This window comes from Polymorphobacter sp. (assembly GCF_051860865.1).
Lineage (GTDB): Bacteria > Pseudomonadota > Alphaproteobacteria > Sphingomonadales > Sphingomonadaceae > Sandarakinorhabdus.
Genome location: NZ_JBIMKZ010000001.1, coordinates 1 through 23,016 on the forward strand (window position 1 = coordinate 1; position 23,016 = coordinate 23,016).

23 protein-coding genes are annotated in these 23,016 nt (G+C 69.3%); 7 read left to right on the forward strand and 16 right to left on the reverse strand.

From position 1 onward, the window contains the following. Positions 1 to 226 precede the first annotated feature (226 nt). The 5 genes from ACTIFJ_RS00005 (at position 227) to ACTIFJ_RS00025 (ending at position 4,694) form a co-directional block, all read left to right on the forward strand. Complete coding sequence (locus ACTIFJ_RS00005) at positions 227 to 976, forward strand: TorF family putative porin (RefSeq protein WP_439532014.1); 750 nt, start codon at positions 227 to 229, stop codon at positions 974 to 976. 99 nt (positions 977 to 1,075) lie between these two features. Further along, positions 1,076 to 1,756, forward strand: a complete 681-nt coding sequence (locus ACTIFJ_RS00010; protein ID WP_439532015.1) for a hypothetical protein — start codon at positions 1,076 to 1,078, stop codon at positions 1,754 to 1,756. A gap of 136 nt (positions 1,757 to 1,892) precedes the next feature. Then, a complete protein-coding gene (gene purE / locus ACTIFJ_RS00015) occupies positions 1,893 to 2,360 on the forward strand; it encodes a 5-(carboxyamino)imidazole ribonucleotide mutase (protein ID WP_439532134.1) in 468 nt (155 codons plus the stop codon). 1 nt (position 2,361) lies between these two features. Then, a complete protein-coding gene (locus tag ACTIFJ_RS00020; protein WP_439532016.1) occupies positions 2,362 to 3,468 on the forward strand; it encodes a 5-(carboxyamino)imidazole ribonucleotide synthase in 1,107 nt (368 codons plus the stop codon). Then, positions 3,465 to 4,694 (forward strand): TCR/Tet family MFS transporter, encoded by a 1,230-nt coding sequence (locus tag ACTIFJ_RS00025; protein WP_439532017.1) that lies wholly within the window; start codon positions 3,465 to 3,467, stop codon positions 4,692 to 4,694. The genes ACTIFJ_RS00020 and ACTIFJ_RS00025 overlap by 4 nt, the downstream gene beginning before the upstream one ends. On the opposite strand, the gene ACTIFJ_RS00030 is transcribed toward ACTIFJ_RS00025, so the two are convergent. Continuing rightward, positions 4,684 to 7,569, reverse strand: coding sequence for a M16 family metallopeptidase (locus ACTIFJ_RS00030; protein ID WP_439532018.1), 2,886 nt, complete (start codon positions 7,567 to 7,569; stop codon positions 4,684 to 4,686). The genes ACTIFJ_RS00025 and ACTIFJ_RS00030 overlap by 11 nt on opposite strands. Positions 7,570 to 7,607: 38 nt before the next feature. On the opposite strand from ACTIFJ_RS00030, the gene ACTIFJ_RS00035 reads away from it, so the two are divergent. Together ACTIFJ_RS00035 and ACTIFJ_RS00040 are read left to right on the forward strand one after the other, a co-directional pair. Continuing rightward, on the forward strand, positions 7,608 to 9,440 hold the full coding sequence (locus ACTIFJ_RS00035) for a M28 family peptidase (RefSeq protein ID WP_439532019.1): 1,833 nt from the start codon (positions 7,608 to 7,610) through the stop codon (positions 9,438 to 9,440). Positions 9,441 to 9,560: 120 nt separating this feature from the next. Beyond that, the gene (locus ACTIFJ_RS00040; RefSeq protein WP_439532020.1) at positions 9,561 to 10,349 is read left to right on the forward strand and encodes a PEPxxWA-CTERM sorting domain-containing protein; all 789 of its coding nucleotides are present in this window, start codon (positions 9,561 to 9,563) and stop codon (positions 10,347 to 10,349) included. Between the two features lie 215 nt (positions 10,350 to 10,564). On the opposite strand, the gene ACTIFJ_RS00045 is transcribed toward ACTIFJ_RS00040, so the two are convergent. The 15 genes from ACTIFJ_RS00045 to ACTIFJ_RS00115 form a co-directional block, all read right to left on the reverse strand. Further along, a complete protein-coding gene (locus ACTIFJ_RS00045) occupies positions 10,565 to 11,374 on the reverse strand; it encodes a DNA adenine methylase (protein WP_439532021.1) in 810 nt (269 codons plus the stop codon). A gap of 141 nt (positions 11,375 to 11,515) precedes the next feature. Further along, entirely contained in the window at positions 11,516 to 12,343 is an 828-nt protein-coding gene (locus ACTIFJ_RS00050) for a hypothetical protein (protein WP_439532022.1), read from the reverse strand. After that, on the reverse strand, positions 12,340 to 12,723 hold the full coding sequence (locus ACTIFJ_RS00055) for a hypothetical protein (RefSeq protein ID WP_439532023.1): 384 nt from the start codon (positions 12,721 to 12,723) through the stop codon (positions 12,340 to 12,342). The genes ACTIFJ_RS00050 and ACTIFJ_RS00055 overlap by 4 nt, the downstream gene beginning before the upstream one ends. Then, a complete protein-coding gene (locus tag ACTIFJ_RS00060; protein WP_439532024.1) occupies positions 12,720 to 13,181 on the reverse strand; it encodes a hypothetical protein in 462 nt (153 codons plus the stop codon). Before ACTIFJ_RS00060 ends, ACTIFJ_RS00055 begins: the two co-directional genes overlap by 4 nt. Next, positions 13,178 to 15,634, reverse strand: coding sequence for a hypothetical protein (locus ACTIFJ_RS00065; protein WP_439532025.1), 2,457 nt, complete (start codon positions 15,632 to 15,634; stop codon positions 13,178 to 13,180). Before ACTIFJ_RS00065 ends, ACTIFJ_RS00060 begins: the two co-directional genes overlap by 4 nt. Continuing rightward, positions 15,634 to 18,708: a phage tail length tape measure family protein gene (locus ACTIFJ_RS00070; RefSeq protein ID WP_439532026.1), complete on the reverse strand. Its 3,075-nt coding sequence runs from the start codon at positions 18,706 to 18,708 to the stop codon at positions 15,634 to 15,636. The genes ACTIFJ_RS00065 and ACTIFJ_RS00070 overlap by 1 nt, the downstream gene beginning before the upstream one ends. After that, positions 18,705 to 19,022: a hypothetical protein gene (locus ACTIFJ_RS00075; RefSeq protein WP_439532027.1), complete on the reverse strand. Its 318-nt coding sequence runs from the start codon at positions 19,020 to 19,022 to the stop codon at positions 18,705 to 18,707. Before ACTIFJ_RS00075 ends, ACTIFJ_RS00070 begins: the two co-directional genes overlap by 4 nt. Further along, complete coding sequence (locus ACTIFJ_RS00080) at positions 19,019 to 19,456, reverse strand: hypothetical protein (protein WP_439532028.1); 438 nt, start codon at positions 19,454 to 19,456, stop codon at positions 19,019 to 19,021. Before ACTIFJ_RS00080 ends, ACTIFJ_RS00075 begins: the two co-directional genes overlap by 4 nt. A gap of 7 nt (positions 19,457 to 19,463) precedes the next feature. Then, a complete protein-coding gene (locus ACTIFJ_RS00085; protein ID WP_439532029.1) occupies positions 19,464 to 20,411 on the reverse strand; it encodes a phage tail tube protein in 948 nt (315 codons plus the stop codon). Then, entirely contained in the window at positions 20,401 to 20,634 is a 234-nt protein-coding gene (locus ACTIFJ_RS00090) for a hypothetical protein (protein ID WP_439532030.1), read from the reverse strand. The genes ACTIFJ_RS00085 and ACTIFJ_RS00090 overlap by 11 nt, the downstream gene beginning before the upstream one ends. After that, on the reverse strand, positions 20,631 to 21,047 hold the full coding sequence (locus tag ACTIFJ_RS00095) for a phage tail terminator protein (RefSeq protein WP_439532031.1): 417 nt from the start codon (positions 21,045 to 21,047) through the stop codon (positions 20,631 to 20,633). Before ACTIFJ_RS00095 ends, ACTIFJ_RS00090 begins: the two co-directional genes overlap by 4 nt. Next, positions 21,044 to 21,244 (reverse strand): hypothetical protein, encoded by a 201-nt coding sequence (locus ACTIFJ_RS00100; protein WP_439532032.1) that lies wholly within the window; start codon positions 21,242 to 21,244, stop codon positions 21,044 to 21,046. The genes ACTIFJ_RS00095 and ACTIFJ_RS00100 overlap by 4 nt, the downstream gene beginning before the upstream one ends. Next, positions 21,241 to 21,705, reverse strand: coding sequence for a phage virion morphogenesis protein (locus tag ACTIFJ_RS00105; protein ID WP_439532033.1), 465 nt, complete (start codon positions 21,703 to 21,705; stop codon positions 21,241 to 21,243). Before ACTIFJ_RS00105 ends, ACTIFJ_RS00100 begins: the two co-directional genes overlap by 4 nt. Further along, positions 21,705 to 22,424, reverse strand: a complete 720-nt coding sequence (locus ACTIFJ_RS00110; RefSeq protein WP_439532034.1) for a phage protein Gp36 family protein — start codon at positions 22,422 to 22,424, stop codon at positions 21,705 to 21,707. Before ACTIFJ_RS00110 ends, ACTIFJ_RS00105 begins: the two co-directional genes overlap by 1 nt. An 81-nt stretch (positions 22,425 to 22,505) precedes the next feature. Further along, on the reverse strand, positions 22,506 to 23,006 hold the full coding sequence (locus ACTIFJ_RS00115; protein WP_439532035.1) for a hypothetical protein: 501 nt from the start codon (positions 23,004 to 23,006) through the stop codon (positions 22,506 to 22,508). Positions 23,007 to 23,016: the final 10 nt, after the last annotated feature.

A 23,016-nucleotide genomic window follows, 5' to 3' on the forward strand; every position in this document is an offset into this window, starting at 1 on the left:
CCCCACATCCCATTGATCAGGTCACCCCACCCCCTCATCCGCTTGACCCGGGGCCTTAGGACCGCCCGCACCACCTCCCGGCAGCAGCCAAGCCACCGCCCACCATCACCCAATCCCGAACCCGTCACGGGGTCTGGGGCCCACGGCCCCAGCAGCCGGAGGCCTCTTCTCCCTCCCTGAACACGACCCCATTGACCCCGCCGCCCCCCTCCGGCACTCACCCCCCATGCGTATCCTGTCCCCCCTCCTGCTCGCCGCCGCCGCCGCCATCGCAACCCCGGTCGCCGCCGCTCCGCTGGTCAACGCCGATGCCCGCATCGTCTCGGACTACAGGTTCCGCGGCGTATCGCGCAGCAATGTCCGCCCCGCCGCCCAGGCCAGCATCGATCTCGATGCCGCCGGCTTCCACGCCGGTGTCTTCGCCTCCACGGTGCGGTCCCCGGCCGGTGCCGATGCCGAGCTGACGCTGACCGCCGGCTATGCCCAGCCGCTCGGCCTCGGCACGCTCGATCTCGGTGTGGCGGTGTACACATTTCCCGGCAGCGACAAGCCGTCGACGATCTTCGAGACCCAGGCGATGCTCAGCGGCGCCATCGGCCCGCTCAGCCTCACGGCGGGGGCGGCCTGGGCGCCGCGCCAGTCGGGGCTGGCGACGCAGACCCGGCGCATGTCCAACCTCCATGTCTGGAGTGCGGCGCGGGCGGACATCATCGGCACGCCGCTTTCGCTCAATGCCCGCCTCGGCCATTCGCGCGGCAGCCCCGGGCTGACGGGCGGAGAGGCGCTGGTCGCTCCGGCCCGCGCCTGGGACTGGCGGGTGGGGGCCGATTATTCGCTCGGCCTGTTCACGCTGGGCGCGGCGGTGACGGGCACCGATCTCGGCCGCCAGCGCGCCGAGGCCATCGGCCTCGCCACCCCGAACGGCCGCAACCGCGCCGGCACCGGCGTCCTCGTCAGCCTCTCGGCGGGCTTCTGACCGGTTTATTCCGGCAATCGGGCGGCCGTTAACCAACGCTGCAAGGCTATGCGCTACGGTGACCTCGCAGGCGGGGGCCAAGCAGCAGGACGTCTTCGCATGCGCAAGCTCGTGGCTGAATGGAATTACAATGCCGTTGCGCGGCAGGGCATTGCGGCCGCGTCGCCGCTGCTCAATCTCGGCTCGTCCACGGGCGAGTTCCGCGAGGTCAAGAAGCCCCAGCTCAACCAGATCATGTTCGGCCCGCTGGCCCGTGATGGCTTCGAGGTCGTCCATGCCGACATGAAGAACGCCGACGGGGTCGATCTCGTCGGCGACATCTTCGATCCCGCCTATGCGGCGGCGCTGCGGGCGCGCGGTTTCCGCTCGGTCCTCGCCTCGAGCATCCTCGAGCATGTCGAGGACCCGGCGGCGTTCGTCCGGGCCTGTGAGGACATCGTCGGCCCCGGCGGCTTCGTGTTCATGACCGTGCCGCACAAATATCCTTATCATGCCGATCCGATCGACACGATGTTCCGTCCCGATGTCGAGGAATTGACGGCGCTGTTCACCCGCTCCGATCTGATCGAGGGCCGGCTGGTCACCGAGAAGGGGATGTGGGCGGACGTGCTGGCCGGCGGCCCGCGCGCCATGGCGATGCTGCCGGTCAAGGCCGCCTGGCGGCTGGCGCGCTTCCGAATCGCGCCCGGCGTCGCCCGCACCGAGGCGGCGCGGCTCAAATGGTTCTGGCGCCCCTATGTCATCACCTGCGCCGTCTACCAGGTCCGCGGATCGGCCTGAGAGCGCCCAGGAGCGCCCGGAAACACTCGCCCAGACGGGTCGAATCCGCACAGTTGCTTTCCCTGTCCCGATCCCTAATGTCCCCGGCTTTCCCATTGGGGGCGAGAGCGTGCAGCAACCGTTGGTTGGCATCATCATGGGGTCGACGTCGGACTGGTCGACGATGACGCACGCGGCGGAAACGCTGGCGGCGCTGGACATCCCCCATGAGGTCAAGGTGGTCAGCGCCCACCGCACCCCGCAGCGGCTCTATGACTATGCCGGCAGCGCTGCGGATCGCGGCCTGCGCGCCATCATTGCCGGTGCCGGCGGCGCCGCGCATCTGCCAGGCATGGCGGCGGCGCTGACCTGGCTGCCGGTGTTCGGCGTGCCGGTCGAATCGAAGGCGCTGTCGGGCATGGACAGCCTGCTGTCCATCGTCCAGATGCCGGCCGGCATTCCGGTCGGCACGCTGGCGATCGGCAAGGCCGGCGCCATCAATGCCGCGCTGCTCGCCGCCGCCCAGCTCGCCACCACCGACGCGGCACTCGCGACCCGGCTCCAGGCCTGGCGCCAACGCCAGACCGACAGCGTCCCCGATGCCCCAGACGATCGCCTGAGCTGAGATGCCCACACCGGACATGGTTGCCGCGCACGCCTCTGCCGTGATTGCACCGGGTGCTACCATCGGCATCCTCGGCGGCGGTCAGCTCGGCCGCATGCTGGCGCTGGCGGCCGCCAACATGGGCTATCGCTGCCACATCTTCGCGCCGGAGGCCGATCCCCCGGCCGCCGATGTCTCGGCCCGCGTCACCCGCGCCGACTATACCGACCGCGAGGCGCTGGCCCGCTTCGCCGCCGAGATCGATGTCGCCACCTTCGAATTCGAGAATGTCGACACCGCCGCAGTGCGCTACCTGTCGACATTGGTGCCGGTCCGCCCCGGCGCCCGCAGCCTCGAAGTGGCGCAGGACCGGCTCGCCGAAAAGCAGTTCGTCGAGGCGCTGGGCGGCCGTCCGGCTCCGTTCCGCACCGTCGCCAGCCAGGAGGAACTGGTCGAGGCGGTCACCGCGCTCGGCCTGCCCGCCATCCTCAAGACCCGCCGCATGGGCTATGACGGCAAGGGCCAGGTCCGCCTCAACACGCCGGCTGATGTCGACACGGCACTGGCCGCCATCGGCCACCAGCCGGCGGTCCTGGAGGGATTCGTCACCTTCGCCCATGAGTTCAGCATCCTGCTGGCGCGCGGCGTCGATGGCCGGGTCTGCCTGTGGCCGGTGCCGGAAAACCGCCATGTCGCCGGCGTCCTCGCCACCAGCACGGTCCCGGCGCCGCCGATGGTCCGCGCCCAGGCCGAGGCCGCCGGCACGCTCGCTGCTAGCGTTGCCGAGGCGCTCGGCCATGTCGGCGTGCTGGCGCTGGAGTTCTTCGCCTGCGAAGACGGCCCGCGCTTCAACGAGATGGCGCCGCGCGTCCACAACAGCGGCCACTGGACGATCGAGGGCGCCCGTGCCTCGCAGTTCGAGAACCATATCCGCGCCGTCTGCGGCCTGCCGCTCGGCGCCCCCGATCTCACCGCGCCGGCGATCCGCATGCAGAATTTGCTCGGCGAGGAAGTCCATGACTGGGCCCGCCTGCTCGCCGACCCGGCCGCCCATCTCCATCTCTACGGCAAGGCCACCGTCCAGCCCGGCCGCAAGATGGGCCATGTTACCTGGCTAGACCTCGCATGACCCCCGAGACCAGCCGCCGCGCGCTGACCTTCATCTTCATCACCGTGCTGATCGACGCGATCGGCTTCGGCATCATCATCCCGGTGATGCCCGGCCTGATCACCAGCCTCACCGGCAAGGGCCTTGCCGAGGCCGCCGAGATCAGCGGCATGATCATGTTCCTCTATGCCGTCACTCAGTTCATCTGCGGCCCGGTCATCGGCGGCCTGTCGGACCGCTTCGGCCGCCGCCCGGTGCTGCTCGCCAGCCTCACCGCCTTCGGCATCGATTATCTGGTGATGGCCATCGCCCCGGACCTGTTCTGGCTGGTCATCGCCCGCTTCTTCGCCGGCATCACCGGCGCCAGCTTCAGCACCGCCTATGCCTATATCGCCGACATCTCGCCGCCGGAAAAACGCGGCCCCAATTTCGGCCTGATCGGCATGGCCTTCGGCTTCGGCTTCATCCTCGGGCCGGCGCTCGGTGGCATCGTCGCCCAATGGGGGGACCGGATTCCTTTCCTCGTCGCCGCCGGCCTGGCCTTCGCCAATGCGCTCTACGGCTTCCTGATCCTGCCCGAGAGCCTGGCGCCGGAAAACCGCCGCCGGTTCGACTGGCGCCGCGCCAACCCGGTCGGCTCGCTGGTCCGCTTCCGCAATGCCCATCCGATGGTGCTGATGCTCGGTCTCACCGTGCTGGTCTGGACGATCGGCTACCAGTCGCTGTTCAGCACCTGGAATTATTTCACCAGCCTGCGCTTCGGCTGGACGCCGGACCAGGTCGGCTGGAGCCTGGCATTCACCGGCCTTGTCGGCGCCCTCGTCCAGGGCGTCCTCTCCCGCAAGCTGATCCCGCGCTACGGCGCCCGCAACATCGTCATCGCCGGCACGCTGTCGGGCATCGCCGGCTATCTGGTCTATGCCAGCGCCACCGCCGGCTGGATGCTCTATGCCGGCATCCTCGTCGCCGGCCTCAACGGCCTTGTCTTCCCGTCGCTCCAGTCGCTGATGTCCGCCGGCGTGCCGCCCAACGAGCAGGGCGAGCTGCAGGGCGCCGTCACCAGCCTGCAGAGCCTCGCCGCCATCGTCGGCCCACCGCTGATGACCACCAGCTTCGCCACCTTCTCGCGGCCCTCGGCGCCGGTCTATCTCCCCGGCGCCCCCTATCTCCTCGCCGCCGGCTTCGCGGTCATCGCGCTGCTGATCTTCTTCCGCGCCATGTCGCTGCGCACCGAAGCTACCGCCTGACCTCCACCGGCAGCCCCAGCTTCTTCAGCTGCGGCAGCACGGTTTTGGCGTCCCCCACCACCACCCAGCTGAAGTTCTTCGTCGACAGCAGCGTCGCCGCGTCCTGCACATCGGCCTCGCCCAGCGCCTGCAACCGCCCGCCGAGCCGCGCATGATAATCGTCCGGCCGCCCGAGCAGCGCATTCCGCGCCATCGCCCCCAGCAGCGCCCGCCCGCTCTCGAAGCTGCCCGGCAGCGAGCGGATCGTGCTGTCCACCGCCTCGGCCCGCTCCGCCGCCGTCACCGGCTTTTCGCCGCTTGAAAGCGCCTGTGCATCGGCGATCATCGCCGCTAGCGCGTCGCCTGTCCGGTCGGCCTGCACCGGCGCAATCACCTGCCAGCTCAGCTGCCCGGCCGCGTCGGAGGTGAGGGACCGCACCCCATAGGCCCAGCCCTTGGTCTCGCGGATGTTGGTATTGAGCCTCGATGACGTCATCCCGCCGAGAATGTCGTTCGCCGCCGTCAACGCCACCGCATCGTCGCGCCCCTCGCGCGGCAGCAGCACGCCGCCCCGGATATAGCTCTGCGGGCTGTTCGGCCGGTCGATCAGCAAGATCTGCCCCCCCAGCGCCGACCGCATGCCCGGCGCCGCCACCACCCCGCGCGCCACGCCCGCTTCCGGCTGCCAGCGCCCGAAGCTCGCCTCCAGCATCGGCATCAGCTCGGCCATGCCGATGTCGCCCACCACGAAGATCTCGCCATTGTCCGGCCGGATCCAGCGGGCGTGCCAGTCGGCCAGCCCCTGCCGGGACACCGATTTCACCCCCTCGATGCTGCCGCTGGACACCCGCCCATAGGGGTTGCCCGCCCCATAGATCAGCGCCGGCAGCACGCGCCGCGCCATGCCGCCCGGATCGGCCATCTCGTTGTCGATCCCGCTCAGCACCTGCCCGCGCACCCGCTCCAGCTCGGCCGCGCCGAAGTCCGGCCGCTGCACCACATCGGCGAACACCGCCAGAGACGCCGCCAGATTCGGCTTCAGCGCATCCAATGACAGCGACAGCGTGTCGGTCCCCAGCCCGCCGCCCCAGCTCGCCCCCAGCCGCTCGCGCGCCTCGGCAATCTCCGGCCCGGTCCGCCCGGCGGCGCCCTCGTCGATCATCGCCATCGCCAGCCCGGCCGTTCCCGGCGCGTCCGCCACGTCGCTGGCCAGCCCGCCACCGAAACTCATCTGCAGCCGCACCACCGGCACCGCCTCGCGGCGGGACAGCGCCACCTTCATGCCATTGCCCAGCACCGCGCGCTCCACCACCGGCGCCGCCAGCTCGGGCAGTCCCTCCACCGCCGGCATCGGCATCCGCGCCACCTTCGTCACCGCCGGGCCTGACCCGGCCGTCGCCTCCGCCTTCGCCGCCGCCCGCGGCGCCGACTCCTCGGCCAAAGGCCGCGCACCCGGCATCACCGTCAGCCGGAAGTCGCCTTGCGCCAGCCATTCCCGCGCCGCCGCCGCCACCGCCTGCGGCGTCGCCCCGGCATAGGCCGCCAGCTCGCGCTTGAAATTGTCGGGGTCGCCGGCATAGAGCGCGCCCTCGGCCAGCGTCACCGCCTTGCCGCCGAAGCCGCCCACCGCCTCCAGCCCGCGGATGGTGCCGCCCACCGCCCGCGTCGCCACCCGCGTCACCTCGTCCTCGGTCGGTCCGTCGCGCAGAAACTCGGCCATCACCTTGTCGATCGCCGCCTCCACGGCAGCCGGGTCGGCACCCGGCGCCAGCGTCACGCCGATCTCGCCCATCCCCACCTTCTCGAACGCCTGCACCCCGCCGGACACCGACACCGCCAGCTTCGCATCGCGCACCAGCGCATTGTACAGCCGCGACGAATCCCCGCCCGCCAATATCGTCAGCGCCACATCGACCAGCACCGACTGCGGGTCGAGCTGCCCCGGCAGCGCCCAGTGCCGCTCCAGCTGCGGCGTCGGAATCCGGTCCTGCATGGTCAGCCGCCGCGTCTCGGTCCAGCGTGGCACCGGCGCGTCGAACCGCGTCACCGCCGACCCCTTGGGGATGGCGCCGAAATAGCGCTGCACCTTCTCGCGCGCGGTCGCCGCATCGATGTCGCCGGCCAGCACCAGCACGGCATTGTTCGGCCCATAATTAGCCCGGAACCAGCCGCGCACATCCTCCATGCTCGCCGCATCGAGGTCGGCCATCGAGCCGATCGTCGAATGCGCATAGGGATGGCCCTCGGGGAACAGCGCCTTCAGCACCGCATATTGGGTCAGCCCCAGCGGCGCATTGTCACCCTGCCTTTTCTCGTTCTGCACCACGGCGCGCTGGGCATCGAGCTTCGCCGGCGTCACCGCGCCGAGCAGATAGCCCATCCGGTCGCTCTCCAGGAACAGCGCCAGGTCGAGCGCCGGCGTCGGCACATTCTGGAAATAATTGGTCCGGTCGAACCAGGTGGTGCCGTTGAGCGAGGTCGCCCCCACCGCATCCAGCCGCTTGAAGAACACCTCGTCGTTGTTCTCCGAGCCATAGAACATCAGATGCTCGAACAGATGGGCAAAGCCCGTCTTGCCCGCCGGCTCGTCCTTGCTGCCGACATGATACCAGACGCTCACCGCCACGATCGGCGCCTTGCGGTCGGTATGGACGATCACCCGCAGCCCATTGTCGAGCGTGAAGCTCTCGTAGGGAATATCGACAGCGCGGACCAGATCGGCCACCGGCGCCGGCGCCGGCATCTCCGCCGCCACTCCCGCCGCCCCGCCCGCTGCCGGCGCGGCCGCCGGAGCCGCCTGCGCCACAGCCGGCGCCATCGGCGCCGCCAGCAGCGCCATCACCGCCACACCCGCCATCAACTGCCGGCCCATCCGCATCGTCACACTCCCGCTCATGATTTGCCTGCCGTTAGCGCGCTTGCTAGCAACCGCCAATGAACAACTCGTCGCGCATCGCCCCGCTTGCCCTCGCCTTCGGCCTCATCGCCGCCCCCGTCGCATCCCAAACACCCACCCCAGCCCCCGCCGCCCCCGTCACCGTCGCCTCCCAGCCTCCCTCCCCAGCCGCCGCGGCCGCCGCATTGCGGACGCCCGCCCCCGCCCCCGTCGCCTCCCGGACACCCGCCCCAGCCCTTCCCGTCGCCCCGGGCTCGACCCGGGGCCCAAGGACGGACCGCCTCCCAGCAGCGCTCGAAGGCCATGTCCGCTTCCTCGCCGACGACCTGCTCGAAGGCCGCGGCATCGGCGAACGCGGCCATGAAATCGCCGCCCGCTATATCGCCGCCCAGTTCGCCGGCCTCGGCCTCGTCCCCGCCGGCAACAGCGCCGCGCCGGACGGCTGGTTCCAGCGCATCACCTTCGCCGAGCGCCGCTTCACCTCGGCACAGGAGAGCATCGCTTTCGCCCCCGCTGGCACCCCCGCTGGCACTGGCGCCGGCAAGACGCAGACCTGGATCAACGGCAAGGACATCATGCTGTCGCCCGGCAACACCGAAGGCAGCGACGAGATCACTGCGCCGCTCGTCTTCGCCGGCTTCGGCCTCTACGATCCCGCGCTTGGCATCGACGATTTCGCCGGGCTCGACATCAAGGGCAAAATCGTCGTCGTCATCACCGGCGCCCACCCCGGCCTGCCGTCGGAGACCGCCGCCCATCTGTCGCGCAGCAGCAAGGCGTCCCGCGCGCTGGCGCTCGGCGCCATCGGCCTCGTCCAGGTCCGCAGCTATGCCGAACAGGCCCGCGCCCCCTTCGCCAAGGCCGCGCCCCGCGCCCGCCTGCCGGTGCGCGGCCCGCTCGGCCCCAATGGCGCGCCAGTCGGAGACGGCGCCGCCTTGCAGGTCCGCGCCACCCTCGATGACGCGGCGGCCGCCGCACTGTTCGCGGCCGGTCCCCAGCCTTTGGTCACCCTGCTCGATGCCGCCCGCACCGCCCCGGTCAAGGGCTTCGCGCTGCCCGGCACCTTCACTATCCGCCGCGCCCAGGCGATCACCCGCATCACCAGCCCCAATGTGCTCGGCCTGCTCCCCGGTCGCGGCCCCCGCGCCCAGGAGATCGTTCTCGTCTCGGCGCACGCCGATCACCTCGGCCGCAAGCCGGACGCCAAACCCGGCGAAGACGCCATCTACACTGGCGCCATGGACAATGCCGGCGGCATCGCCACGCTGCTGGAGACGGCGCGCACGCTCGCCGCCGGCCCGCCGCCGCCGCGCAGCATCCTGTTCCTCGCCACCACGGCCGAGGAAAGCGGCCTGCTCGGCGCCGATTACTGGTCACGCTACCCGACCCTGCCGATCGCCAGCGTCGTCGGCGTCGTCAACATCGACATGCCGATCCTCACCTGCGATTTCGCCGATGTCATCGCCTTCGGCGCCGAGCACAGCACGCTGATCGACCCGGTCCGCGCGGCCGCCCGCAAGGAGAAGCTGACCGTCTCCCCCGATCCCCAGCCCGAGGAGGCCATCTTCACCCGCTCGGACCATTATCCGCTCGTCCGCGCCGGCATCCCCGCCGTCTTCCTCAAGACCGGGGACAAGGACACATCGGGCGGCCAGCGCTGCGCCGAAACCGAACGCACCTTCCGCCTCAACCATTATCACGAGGTCTCGGACGATCTCTCCCAGCCCTTCGACTGGCAGGCCGCCGCCAAATTCGCCCGCCTCAACACCGACATCATCCGCCGCATCGCCGCCGGCCCCATCCCCCGCTGGTTCGAAGGCGACTATTTCGGCAACGCCTTCGCCCCCCAAGCGCCCAAAGCCAAAAAATAGCCCCAGCCTTCGCCTCTTCCTTGCCCCTTAAAAAACTTCCTTAGCGAAAAAAATCGCTTGCCGGTCCGTTCATCAATTAATAACTATAATCCCCGAACAGGGACATACGGGGACAATTTCATGCGTTATCTGACTGTTGCCGCCGCCACGCTGGCGGCCGCCGCCTTCGCCGTGCCGTCGCAGGCGCTGATCTACTACAGCAACTACACGCCGTCGCAGACCGACTTCGTCCAGACCGGCGGCGCCTATCCGGTCAAGCGCCGCCTGCCGGACGCCACCCAGAGCTTCGACACCTCGGCCCCGGTGCAGGAATATCTGTTCCAGTGCTGCACGATCCGCTTCGAAAGCGTATCGACGCAGTTCGTCGCGCCCACCACCTTCACCGCTGCAGCCATCGTCGTGCCGCTTCGCCATGTCTACAGCATCGGCAACCGCAACATGGGCATCAACGTTGAACGGTTCGACACGGTGACCAGCAGCTGGGTCGCTGCCGGCCAGGACAGCTATGCCATCATCCCGTCCCTGGCCACCGGCGTGGTCACCGAGGTCGAGGCCCGCTTCGGCCTCAACCTCACCAACCTGCCCGAGCAGTTCGCCCCGCGTCCGATCACTTTCAACGCTGGCGAAACCTACCGCTTCCGCATGGCCTTCAGCGCCGGCGGCATCGGCACGGTCGACTGGTATCTGAGCGACCAGGCCGCCACCGCCGGCCAGTCACAGCGCTTCTACAATTATCAGGGGACCACCGACCTCGCCTTCCAGCCCGCCTTCGCCCTCACCGACGGCGGCGACCTGGTCTTCCCGCCCAACAGCGCCGTTCCCGAACCCGCCAGCTGGGCCATGCTGATCACCGGCTTCGGCCTCATCGGCGCCGCCGCCCGCCGCCGCCGCCGCGCCCTCGCCGTCTAGGACCGTCGGGCGGGAAGGGGGCCTCCGGCGGCTGGGGGCGAAGCCCCCAGACCCCATGAATATGGCCATCGCTTGCGCCGGCCCAAGTAGTGGCGCGATGCAGCCCTCATCGGGGTCTGGGGGCGTCGCCCCCAGCCGCCGGAGGCTGAAGCGGGACACGACCTTCTGGAGTTTCGGACAAGACCGTTTGGAGAACTTTCTGCGGGTCTCATGGTCTAGGTGTGGCTTTTGGGTGACGTGATGACCAGCTCCCCCGCCGGGGTGGCGCCGCCGCTCAGCCGGTAGAGGACGGTCACCGGCTCGATCTTGAACTGGCCGAACATTTTGCGGGTCTCTGGGCGGTCGTTGATGGTCAGGATGAAGCGGCCTTTACATGCCTCTAAGAGGCCTCTCAGAAGCTCGAAATCGGCCTCTGAGAACAGCCCGTCGCCATAGTCCCTCTCGTTGCCCCAATAGGGCGGATCGAGAAAGAAGAGCGTCTCCGGCCGATCATAGCGGCGGATGAAGTCGGCGAACGGCAGCCGCTCGATCGTGACGCCGGCGAGGCGCTCGTGCACCTCCTCCAGCATTGGCACCAGCTTGGTCATGTCGAAGCGCGACGGCCCGTAGCTCACGCCGAAACTGCGGCCGCGCACCTTGCCGCCAAAGGCCAGGCGCTGGAGGTAGAGGAAGCGCGCGCTGCGCTCCAGATCGGTCAGGGTCGTCGGGTCCGTGCGCATCAGCCGGTCCCATTCGGCACGGCTCGCCAGCTGCCACTTGAGGGTGTCCAGGAAGGCCTGATAGTGGCGCTGGAGAATGCGGAACAGGGTGGCGACATCCGCGCTGATATCGTTGATCACCTCGGCGCGCGGCCGGCGATCGCGGCGCAGGAAAACGCCCCCCATGCCCACGAAGGGCTCGGCATAAAGGCCGTGAGGCGTGCGGCCGATGAGGCTGACCAGCTGCCGCGATAGCGACCGCTTGCCGCCCACCCAGGGCGCCACGGGGCGGACCGGATTGACGTATTCGAGAGGGGGAGACTCCATGGGTATCGACCTGCCATAAGCGGCCCCGCCCTTGCAGGGTGACGGGGACTGAGACCGGCGCGCGCCGGTCAAGGTGCGAGTTTGCGCTCGCGGTTCGGGGCGTTGGCGCGCCCCGGCCCCCCGCCTTGCGGCGAGGGGCAATCACAGCATCTCCCTGATGCGCATCTCGACCCTGGTCTTCTCGGCCTGGGTGCGCTCGAAGGGCTGCTGGACATTGGTGAGGGTGCCGTAGTGCATGGCCTCGTTCTGGCCGGCGACGGCGTCCGGATCTTCGACGATCAGCACCGGCTCGCTGGTCCCGCACTCCGCGATGATCGCCCACAGCGCCCGCATTTCCGAATGCTCGAGCCCCGACCAGACCGCCGACCAGATCGGCACCTTGGCGGCGCGCTCGGCGTGGGTCTCGCCGCCCGGCAGCGTGCGAACGATGGATTGGTCGTCGATCGCGCGGCCGGCGCCGAGGTCGTAGTTTCTGAACTGGTCGCCCGGCTCCCAGCGCTTGCCGATCAGGACCAGACCGCACGAAATGACCGCTGGCGACTGGAGGCTCGGCTCGACCAGGTAGATCCGCACGCGGCGACGGTTCACCGCCGTGCCCGCCCAAAGCGCGTGGCGCCGCCGGCCAGGCACCTGCGGCAGCTGCCCGAATGCACCGCTGACCAGGGTGTTTGGCCCGGTCTCGGTCAGGGCACCGGCGGAAGCCGGGGTGGCGTAGACCGTCCAGGTCGCCGTCGCCGAGAGGTTGGTGAACATCACCGCCAGCGTGTCGATCGACACGTCGGCGCCGAAGTCGATGTCGATCCGCAGGTTGTAGGGCGCGCTGCCGGCAGCGGTTGTCGCGACCACTACCTTCGGCTGCGGGTCGAGCAAGTTGGCGACCGGGAAGGCCGAGTTGATGGCGGACGTTGCGGTGGCGCTGACCTGCCCGGCGGTCAGCAGGATCGGGCGCAGGACGAAGCCGTTGCTCATAGGATCACAAACCCCTGGATCGTGGTGGTCCCCTCGGCCTCGTCGACGGTGGCGCGGACCACGATGATGTCGACATCGTCGGCCGCCGCTTCGAAGTGGCGGCCGCCATCGGGGCGCAGGTAGCTAACCCGCACGGTCTCGCCCTCGAGGTCGCGGTAGACGCCCTCCAGCGTTACCCGGTCCTCGGCCAGCGCATTGTCCATCAGTGCCAGCTGTCGGGCCGCCTCGGTTACCGCATCGGCCTCGAGCGCCAGCACCGAGGACTGGCTGGTGTCGCCGGCGATCTCGCCCCAGGCGGTGCGCACGCCGGCATTGACCGCGATGACGCTGCGTTCGGCCGACTTCAGGAACTCGGCGCGTGTGAGGGTGGCGGCCGTCATGCCGGCACCACCGGCGGCAGACCCTGGGCGGCACGGGCGGCGCGCTCGGGCGTCAGGATGCCATAGAGCACCAGCGCCTCAATGCCCTGGACGAACAGCGTATCGGTGCGCTCGACCGGATCGCGGCGTGCGATCAGGCTGTCGAGCAGCACCTGGATGTTGCCCTCGGGATCGACGAGCTGGCCGGCCATCGGATGGCCAACTGGCCAGACCGCGGTGAGCATCCGACGCGCGGCCGCCCGCTCGGCGATTGTGAAGAGCGACAGGATCGCGTCCGGCGCCAGCTTGTCGGGCGGCCGAACCGCCCACGCGCCATTGACGAGGATGTACTGCCGGGCCTTGAAGTCTTCGGGCAGATCCACCTCGACGACTTCCCAGGGCGCTGCCAGCTCGCGGTCGAGATCCTCGTCCGAAACGATGCGGGCTTCGCCCGTCTCCGGGTTGAATAGCACCGTCATGAGGGCGTCACGACGCAGGTGCCGTAGAGGATGCGGGCGATAGAGCCGACCGGGACCGCCATCCGAAGCTCGAAATCATAGTCGGTGCCGGGCGTCAGGCCCGTCACGGTCTGGTTGACGGTGATCCTGCCGGGTGCCTCGAAATAGAAGTAGTAGTCGGCATAAATCTCGGTCGGGTAATCCTCGTCGATCGCGCTGCCGGCATCGTTCCAGGAGCCGGACGGCGACACCCGGTACCGCCACTTCCCGAGCAGCCCGTAGCCGCCATAGCCCGGCGTTGCGAAGTCGATCGGCGCCGTGCATGTCACGGTGCCCGCCGATCCGACCCGTACCGTCATTGTGGCCGTGACGACGACGTAAGAGGTGGACGCCGGGTCAGTGATGAAGGTGCTGACCGTGGCCGGCGGCCCTGCGCCGCCTGTGCCCGTTGACGATGGCGGCGGGATGTTGACCGCGACGTTGAACTGCGCCGGCGTCAAGGCGCGGCCGTTGAGGCTGCCGGTGATGCGGATCACGCCGCCGGGCACTGGATTGTTCAAAGTGATCTCGCCGTCGGACGCGATCGTGGCGATGCCGGCGCTGGTAATGGCCGTCTCCAGGGATAGGCTGGCCAGCGTCGAGATGTCGGCTCCGTTGCGGATCACGCTGGCCTTGATGGTGCGCGGCAGCTGGCCACTGATCGGTGTGCCGGCACTATTGGCCTGGATCGTCTGATCCGCCGGCGGCACGATAAGCGCAAGCGCAAGCGCGGTCTGGTCTGCGCTGCGCTGTGTGCTCGACACCCGGACGACGCAGACGTTGCAGGGCGCGGTCAAGCTCAAGGACGCGGCTTCGAAACGAGCCTGCGTCATCCCGGCCGGCACTTCGATCTCTGTCTCGAAGGGCGTCCAGGCATTGGTCACGGCCGGCATCAGACTGAAGCCCTGAGGTGGCGCATCGAGCCGCAGCGCCCCGGTCGCATCGAAAAAATTCAAGATCGCATCGAAGGACCCGGCCCCGTTCACGGTGAACGCCACACCGCTGACATAGAGCTTCTTCGCCCCCATCAGATCGAAGATGTTGGTGCCGGTGCGGTCACCCTGACCGGGCGGCCGGGCCGGGAACTGCCAATAGTTGGCCGGATCGGTAACCAACCCTTCCACTGGGATCGGCGCACCGGACAGGGTAATCCAACCTGTGGTGCCATTCAGCAGCAGGCTGTTGGCGATCAGGTTCTCGCCGCCGGTGGCGCCTGGCCCGGCCGGTTTCAGATCCTCGATCGACGTCCCGTCGGCATAGGCGAGGCGATCGGCGAGCAGGATCTGCGCGATCTCGCTCTCGCTGTGCACCCGGTTATTGCGGGCATAGCCCAGCGTCCGACGGCCGGTGGGCGGCAGCACGCGCAGCCGCTCGGGCGCGCCGCGCTTCGCTGCCGGTACCGTCAGCGCCGGCGTACCGACGCCCCATTGCCGCAGGTCGATCTCGCCGCTCGAGCGCACCTTCCACCAGCTGCCCAGCCCGGAAAATAGCCGGTCGAGCACCGTGGCAATGCTGGCGTCGTCCTCCACGAAGATGCCGCACGCGGCCGGCTGGGCGCTGTTGTACGCCGCCAGCACGCCGGACCTGAAGGTCAGGCTGGTCCGCCCGGTCACGATCGCCTCGGCGATCTCCCCGGCCTTGGTGGCACCGAAGGTCGCGTCGCAGGTGAGCGGGTAGACCGGCTTGTCCCAGGGCCGGACGAGGAACACGCCGCCGGCATTCAGGCAGTAATCGACCGCGCCCCGCGCCGGCACGGTCCCCTGCAGGGCCGCCAGATTGGCGCGTGCCACGCCAAGGGTGAAGGCCGCGCCGCCATCATAGACGCCCTGGACGCTGGTCGCCGGGTCGCGCGCGAACATCCAGATGTTGTTCAGCCGGTCAACCAGCAGTCCAGGCAACGAGCGCAGCTGGCCGAAGGCGCGCGGCACCACCTGGTCGGGATCGCGGTCGGCGGTCGCTGCGTCGAGCAGCGCAATGCCGGTACCGCCGAACTTGGTATTGGCCAGCGGCTCGCGCAGCGCCTTGCCGGCATCGATCAGTGTCAGTGTCGCCAGCCCCTCGGCCACGGCGATCTCCTCGACCTCGCCGCGCCAGACGGTGGCGAAGTCACCATCGGCGGCGTCGGCGGTACCGCGCGGCCAGGCCGCCGCGCGCAGCGTCACGGCCGCGCCCTTCCACACAAGCCCCGACGCACCTGCAGCGCCGCCACGCGTGATGATCGCCAGCTGGCCCACCTGGGGCGTCGGCCGCGCCGCAAACACCTGGCCGTCCCAGCCCAGCGACGTCTGGAAGCTCGGCGGCGCCAGCACAATGGGGTGCCACTGCGCGCCGAGGAAGTCGGCCCGCTGGCGGGCCTTCCACGCCATCCGCAGCGTCGTGGTGCTGGCGTCGGCCGGCTGGCGCGGCGAGGCCTCGAAGAGCAGCGTCCGGCTCATCAGCGCGCGTAGATCGAGGCGAGATCGAAGCCCGCATAGCCGCCGAGGAAGGCGCCCCCGTAGCCGCCCTGGGCGATCAGCTGCGAAAGATACGCGTTGTTCATGCCCATCAGGTTGACCATGTCGTCCAGGCTGGCGTTGGCTTCGGTCAGCTTCTGATAGGTCCGGTCGTTCTCCACCCGCGCCGCATCCGCCGCCGCCTGGATGCGCCCCTCGGTCTGGGCGACCAGGTCGTTCAGCAGGGCGATGCTCTCGGTCCGGCCGTCGGCCGCCGGCGCCGTGGCGCCGAAGGCCTCGCGTTGCAGGTCGTCGATCTGGCTGATGATCTGGGCCAGCACGTCGAGCTGCGAGGTGTCGCCGCCGCGCGCCAGGGCCGTCACCCGGTCGCGCTCGGCCGTCAGCCCGGTCAGCCGCTCGGAGATCGAGCCTGTAGCCCGGCTGCCGAAATTGAGGTCATCGAGCAGCGAGCGGATCGAGCCGGTGGCCGACTGCAGGGTTTCGCGCAGCACGCGCGCCCGCTCCTCGCCGTTGATCTCCTCGATCTGGACGAGATCGAAGCCATAGTCGTTGGCCACCTTCAGCCGCTGGGCAATCTGGTCCTCGAGCGAGTTGAAGACGCCGGCGAACGGGTTGTCGCGGTTGGCCAGCAGCTCCTCGAGCCCCTTGACCTTCAGCGCCTCGGCCACCGCCTTGTTGACGTTGTCGGCATAGCGCCGCAGCGCCGTCTGCACGCGTGGACTGGCGACGATCGCGCCGTCGCGCAGCGCGTCGGCCACCGCCAGCTGCAGTGCCTCGCTCTCGTCCTTGGTAGCGGTGACCGTGCTGCCCCTGATCCGGCCGCTGCCCGAGGTGTCGACCCGGAAGCTCGAGCCGCGCTTGCCGATCGAGACCGAGAAGGCGCCGACGTCGGCCCCCAACGCGTCGGCGATCGACTGGACGGTGTCGGCGATCGTGTTGCCCAGGCCGGCCGTCGCCCGCTGCACGGCGGCGCTGCCCGAGCCGGACTGGCCGATGTTGCCGTCGCCCGAGCTGCTCACGGTCGTCGAGCCGCTCTTGGCGAACAGCCCGCCGAAAAGGCCCCCTGCCACCGATCCGAGTAGCCCTCCCAGTGGGCCGAGAACCCCGCTCAACGCTCCGCCAAGTGCCCCGCCAATCTGCGCGCCCGTTTTGCTGAAATTGTCCGAGATTGCCGATCCGATCTCGCCCACGAGCGAGCCGGTAGCAGCGCCACCGGCTGCGCGCCCGATCGTCTTGGCAAAGACACCGTCATCCTTGAAGATGCTGGTCAGCGTCTGTGTGATGCCCTCTATCGGCTTGCTGAATACCTCGCGGAACCCGTCGCGGAATGCGTCCGGGGCGAGCTGGCGGCCGGCGGCATCGGCACGGCGGATTTCGTCGGGCGACGATGCTCGCGCGCGGTCCAGGCCCTTCAGGCCGCTTCCATTCGCGCCAAGCCCCCCGAGCAGCGTCAGGATGCCGCCGGCACGACCACCCAACCCGGTGAAGTCTCCGGTCGCGGCGCCCTGGGCGGCCGCTGCGATACTGGTGAGAAGGTTCCCGGCCGAGCCGCCGATGGCCTGCCCAATCGCCACGGCATCAGTCAACGCCCGGCGTCGGAACCCATCCGCCATGCGCTCGCCGGTCTCCTTGCCGATCTCGATGAGACGCTCTTGGGCCTCGATAACGCGCGTCAGCCCGCTGTCCTCGCGGCTCTTGGCTGCGGCCTTTTCCAGCGCCTCGCGTTCAAGCCGCGCCGCCAGCTCGGCCGCGCCGGACCCGATGCTCTGACCAGACGTGCCGCCCGACGTGATGCCGCCAAATTTCGTGCCGGCGATGGCGAACCTGCCCTTGTCGGCAGCTTCGACCAGTTCCTCATAGGCCCGCGCGGCGTCCCTGATCTCCTTCGCAAGCTCACGCTTCTCGCGGCCGGCGTCTCTCGCCGCATCCCGGGACGCATCGAGGGCCTGTTTAGATCGGGTGAGCTGGGCAGTCGCTTGTGCCTCGGTGATCTGGTTCAGCTTCAGCTGTTCGCGGGTCTTGCGGACCTCTTCATCGTAGCGCTGCTGGGCGGCGGCCCGCGCGTCGGTAGCGGCCGCGGCCGCACGCTCGGCCCGGCCGAACGCCTCGGACGCATCCACGGCAGCCGTATCGGCCGCAATCTTCTTCTCCTGGGCATCAATCACCTTCAGCTGCCGGGCGATGGTGTCGTCTTCGTTGATGATGCCGAAGTTCGCGCCGAAGTTGGCCGCTGAACCAATGGCAAGCCCCTTGTCGGCCTGTTTGGCCAGCAACCGCGAACGGGCGAGGTTGAGCTGCTCGACGGCGGCAGCACGGGTGACCTTCGCCTCATCGATCAGCGAACGAGACAGTGCGGCAGCGTTCTCGGAAGCTTCCCTGGCGCTTCGGTTGGCAAACCCTGTCGCCTGGTCGAGGCTCTTCATGGCCTCGGTCAATCGCTCGGCGGACGTCTTGTTCTTGTCAGCGCCGGCCGCCGCATCTTCGGCCGCTTCCTTGCTATTGGATAAGGCATTCGCCAGCGAAGCCGCGACGATCGCCGCGCCGGTCAGCACAGCGCCCCACGGCCCGCTCAGGAACGTCCCAATCCGGCCGGCGATGCCGTTCAGGCCGGACATGGCGAAGGTCACCTGCCCGATTTGCTGGGCGAAGATCGTGGACGCTGCCGTGCCCATCGCCATGCCCTGGGCCACATCGCCGATCTGCTGGCCCAGCTGCGCAGTGCTGGCGCGAACCTGACCGGCGCTGGCCCCGACACGGTTCTGGGCGTTGCCCAGCTCACGCAGCGCGGCGGCGGCTGCACTGGCCTCCTGCCTCAGTTGCACCTCGCGCGCCGCGAGGCTGGCCAGCGACGTCTTCAGAGCATCGGCCGAAGTGCTGGCGGCACGGCCGCTCGTTTCCAGCACCTTCAGCTGCTGGGCGGCGTCGCGCGATTGTGTCTTCAGGTCGCTGAGCCGGGTCTTGGTCTGGCTGAGCTTCCCGCCAAGCTTTTCGATCTCGGCCGCTGCCTGTGAGCCGTCGGCCTTGACCTCGGCTTGGACGGTCAGCGTCGCCGTCATCGAGCGCGCGCCTCGGCAAAGGTCTTCAGCGCCTCTTGCTCCATGGTCTTCACGTCAGCCAGCAGCGCCTGGTCCAGGACCAGGTCGTGCGCGGTGGCGACGATCGGCAGCGCTTCGTAGCGCAGCCCGGTGCGCTGGCCGAAGCCGCCATGCCCCGCGACCGTGCCCGAGCTCGCCCACATCCACTGCGTGTCCATCGCCAGAAACAGCCCCGCCGCGCGGCCCTCGTCCGCTTCATCGATCTCGGTCACCTCGGGTGCCGGGCGCCCCGCAAGTTGGCGGGCCACCTCGACATCGATGGCGGCCGCGCTCATGCCCGTTTGGCCGAGCGCCTTCCTGAGGCTGGCTTCGAACTCGTCGCTGCGGCTGTCGGCGCTGCCTCCCCCGGCCCACCACCGGGCGAGGCTTCGAAGTTTCCCGAGCGGATCTCCGGCTGGGCACGCAGGCACCGCAGCCAGGCCTCCCCGATTGCCGCCGGCACCGGCACGATGTCGAGCCAGGCGGAGATCCACGGATCTTCGAATGGCACCGGGTTCCCGGCCGCATCGAGCGCACCACGCCAGTCGACAGCGACCCTGTTCAGCAGATCGCGGTTGGAGAGCTCGAGCACCGCCTCGGCCTCGGCCGTGCCGAGGCGCCGTAGCTTCAGCTCGATGCTCGCTTCCTGGGCGCCGCCGCCGTCGACCGGCTCCAGCCACTTCACCGGCCACCAGACGGTGGCATCCTTGACGAACCGAAACCCGCTCATGCCATCCTCACTTCGTGATCAGGGTGAAGTCGTTGTTCGCCGCAGTGGCGACGAACCCGACCGTGGCGGACATGAAGACGCGGTTGCTCTCGACCGTCAGCTGGATGTCCTCGAACACCAGGTTCGAGCTGGCGAGCTCGATGATGTTGCCGGCCGCCGTGCCGTGGACGAGGCTGAAGCTGAGCGGGGTGCCCGACAGCGTCGGCCCAAAATAGTCCTTGGCAGCCGCGCCCGGCAGCTCGGCGAGAATGCGGCCCGAGGGTGCGCGCCGATCGCCGGTCTCGTCCTTGCCGAAGATGATCGCTCGGCTACCGGTCGTCGAGTAGAGCTCGGTCTTCATGCCCAGGTCGAGCGTGAACTCGCGGCAGCCGAGCGTGAAGCCGTCGACGATGATCACCGTGTTGGCGAGGTTGACCTCCACGGGGTTCGGATAGGTCGGCAGTGTCACGGCGCCCGGCGCCGCGGCGGCGGTGGGGCTGCCCTCGATCAGGCCGAGGAAGTCGAAGTCGATGCGCGGCAGCTGCTTTTCGACGAACGAGAGCACGGCATTGCCGCGGACCATCCGCGCCTGGAAGCGCTCGCTGTCCTTGTAGCCGGACAGGCTGAGGCTGGCGCCGTCGCCGGTGCTCGCCAGCGGGATCGACACGCTGGACGCCCCCGGCACCGCCGCGCCGAATAGCGCGCCCCGCAGCAGCTTGGCCCAGAATGGCGCCGTGGTCGCGGTGCCGGAGCCCGACAGCTCGACCGAGAAGGCATGGCGGGCGTGGACGCCGGTCTTGGTGCTCGGCCGCCGGCCGGGGAAGCCAAGGTCGACCGCGCGCCGCACCTCCTCGGACTGGATCGGGGTGATCTGGTAGTTGAACGTTACCAGCGCATCGGTGGAGAGGCTTGGTGCCGCGAACGTGCCGACGGTCGTCTCCAGCTTGGCGCCGAGGACAGTGGTATCAAGAGGCATCGGTCACTCCTTCAGTGGGGGCGGCAGCCGCTGCGGCGGCCTCTTCCCGCTCGCGCCGACGCGCCAGGCGGTGCGCCTTGCTGGCGGGCTCGCCGTCATCGGCCAGCAACGTGCCGGTGGCGGTCTCGATGATGCCGACCGAGCCGACAGAATGGACCGCCGGATCAAACCAGGCGGGCATCGGCACAGTGGGTTCGGCGTCGGCAGGTGCTTTTCGGCTCATGCGATCTTCCTCAGATGTTGAACGGTGCGGAAACGGATGATCCAGGAGACGCGGCCGCTGCCCACGCCGAGCAGCCGTGAGGCCACCGGCACGATCGGCCGGAACTCGGCCGACGGCGCCCAGCCGAACAGCAGCGTCTTCACCGCCTCGGAGAAACCCTCGAGCTCGTCCTCGTCCCGGCCGCGCGTCGCCGAGGCGTTGATGATCACGACCACATCGAACTGGATGGTCTCCTCGAGCTGGATCAGCCCGGCGCCCTCCTGGACCGGCCGGAAGTCCTCGGCCGCCGGCACCACGAACAGCCCCGGCAGCGCCACCTGGATCGTCGCCAGCTCGGCAAGCGCCTTGGCGCCTTCGACCGTCCGGATGCCCGATACCGGCTTCAGTCGCTCGATGATCGGCAACAGCTTCATTCGTCGTCCTCGAAAACGTCGCGGGCTTCGTCGGCCATCAGCCGGCCGAACTCCTCGAGCTCGCGCCCCAGCTCGGACGCGAAGATCACCAGCCGCTCGAAAATGATGACCATCAGCAGCAGCACGCCAACCAGGACGAGCGCCGGGGTGCCGAGAAACGCGCGGGCCGCGCGCCGCAGGAAGGTTCGCGCCGTCATGACCGGCCCTCGAAGGCGGCCTTGATGTGGTCGCCCAGCATCTTTTCGATCTCGGTCAGGTCCTCCACTGAGAAGCCGAGGAACGGCCGGGCAGGGATAGTCACCGGCGCGCGAGGCCCAAATGTCTTCTTTCCCAGTGGCCGACTGATCTGTCCGCCGAACTGGTGGATCGCAGCGTAGATCTTATTGGTGCCGGCGATCGCCGAGGTGGCGTCGCTGTCGGCGGTGATCGAGAGCTTCAGCTCGCCCGATTTGGTGAGGGTCAGCCCACCTTCGGCAAGGGCTCGCTGGCTCCGCGTCCACGCTTCGCCATCCGGCCCGGCCTGGGCCTCGAACCGCTCGAGAACTCCAAACCGCATGTAATCGGCGATCGTGGCCATCACCGGCGTGAAGTCGATCGACGCCTTGCGCGCCCGCTCGACCGCCGGGCTCAATGTGTCGGAGAGGACGAAGTCGAGCATCAGAACTGGCTCAGCTTGGCGCGAGAGAAGACCGCGCCGGTCTGTTCGGTGGTCAGCACCGGGGTTGCCGAGATCACGGCCGGGTCGGCCAGCGCCGCGCCCGGCAGCGTCACCACGCCCTTGGCGATGTCGCGCAGCAGCGCCACGGCAGCCGAGGCGCGGTTGGTGACGCTGTCCGGTGCCTCGCCGATCCAGAGCCGGGCCACCGCCAGGTCGAAGACAATCCCGGCCAGCAGCGGCGACGAGACGGAGAGCGGCGTGGCGAACCGCCCGGCCAGATAGGCTTCGGTCTCGGCCGACGCGTCGACGATCGCCTTGCCGAGCCGCGCCGCATCGATGCGGCCGGTGCCCTCGGTGTCGGTGATCCGGATGGACTGGTCGAGCCCGAGCCGGTCGACGAATTCCTGCGCGGTCAGATAAGTGGTGACCAAGTCGGGCACGGCCCAGGCGAGATCCACGACGGCCACTTCGGTCTCGCGCTCGAGCAGGTCGCCGGCAGTGGCGGCGGCCTGGACGGTGATCAGGTAGCGCTCGCCGTCGGCGCCGGCCAGCAGATCGATCCGCACCTCGCTGCCGACGATCGCCGGTGCCAGGCTGGTCAGCGCCGTGCCGCCGGGCACCATCCCGCGCGGCGCGATCGTGACGGCCGACACGCTCGCCAACGGCTGTCCGTAGGCCAGCGCGACACGGAGCGTCTCAAAGGGCTGCTTGATCTTCATGCGCTGTGTCGCGGTCCTCGATCTAGGGCCCGGCAACCGCCCGGCGAAACACTGCCGGGCGGCCTTCCGGGTCGGGAAGCTCTATTTCTTGCGGCCGCTGCGGTGTCTTTCCTGTGCCGGGCGCGTCTCGTTGGCAGCGGGCGCAGTCTCGCCTGCGCCGGCATCCGGCGGAGACGAAGTCTCGGTCTGGTCGGCCCGAGGCGGCGTGTCATCCTGGCCATTGCTCTGGCCGCCGGCTTCGCCCTCATTGGCCAGTTCATCACCCTGCGGCCCGGTGCTGAGGGCGCGCTCGCGCTCGGCCTCGATGCGGGCGTGCTCGGCGAGAATGGCCTCGGTCCCACGCGCCTCGATCCGGGTATGCTCGGCGACGACCGCCTCAGTGAGGTGCTCGACGTCGAGGTCCTCGACCCCCCGCACCCGCCAGAACAGTAAGTCGTCGAACGTCGCATGCACGATGATGTGCGGATCGGTGAGCAGCTGCTCGATCTGCTCGGCGCTGAGCGCCTCGAGGGCGGCCGTCGCCTCGCCGAAGCTCTGCGCGCCGTTGGGCTCGAAGCTGATCTTCGCGCGGCGGTAAGGCACGCGCGAAGAC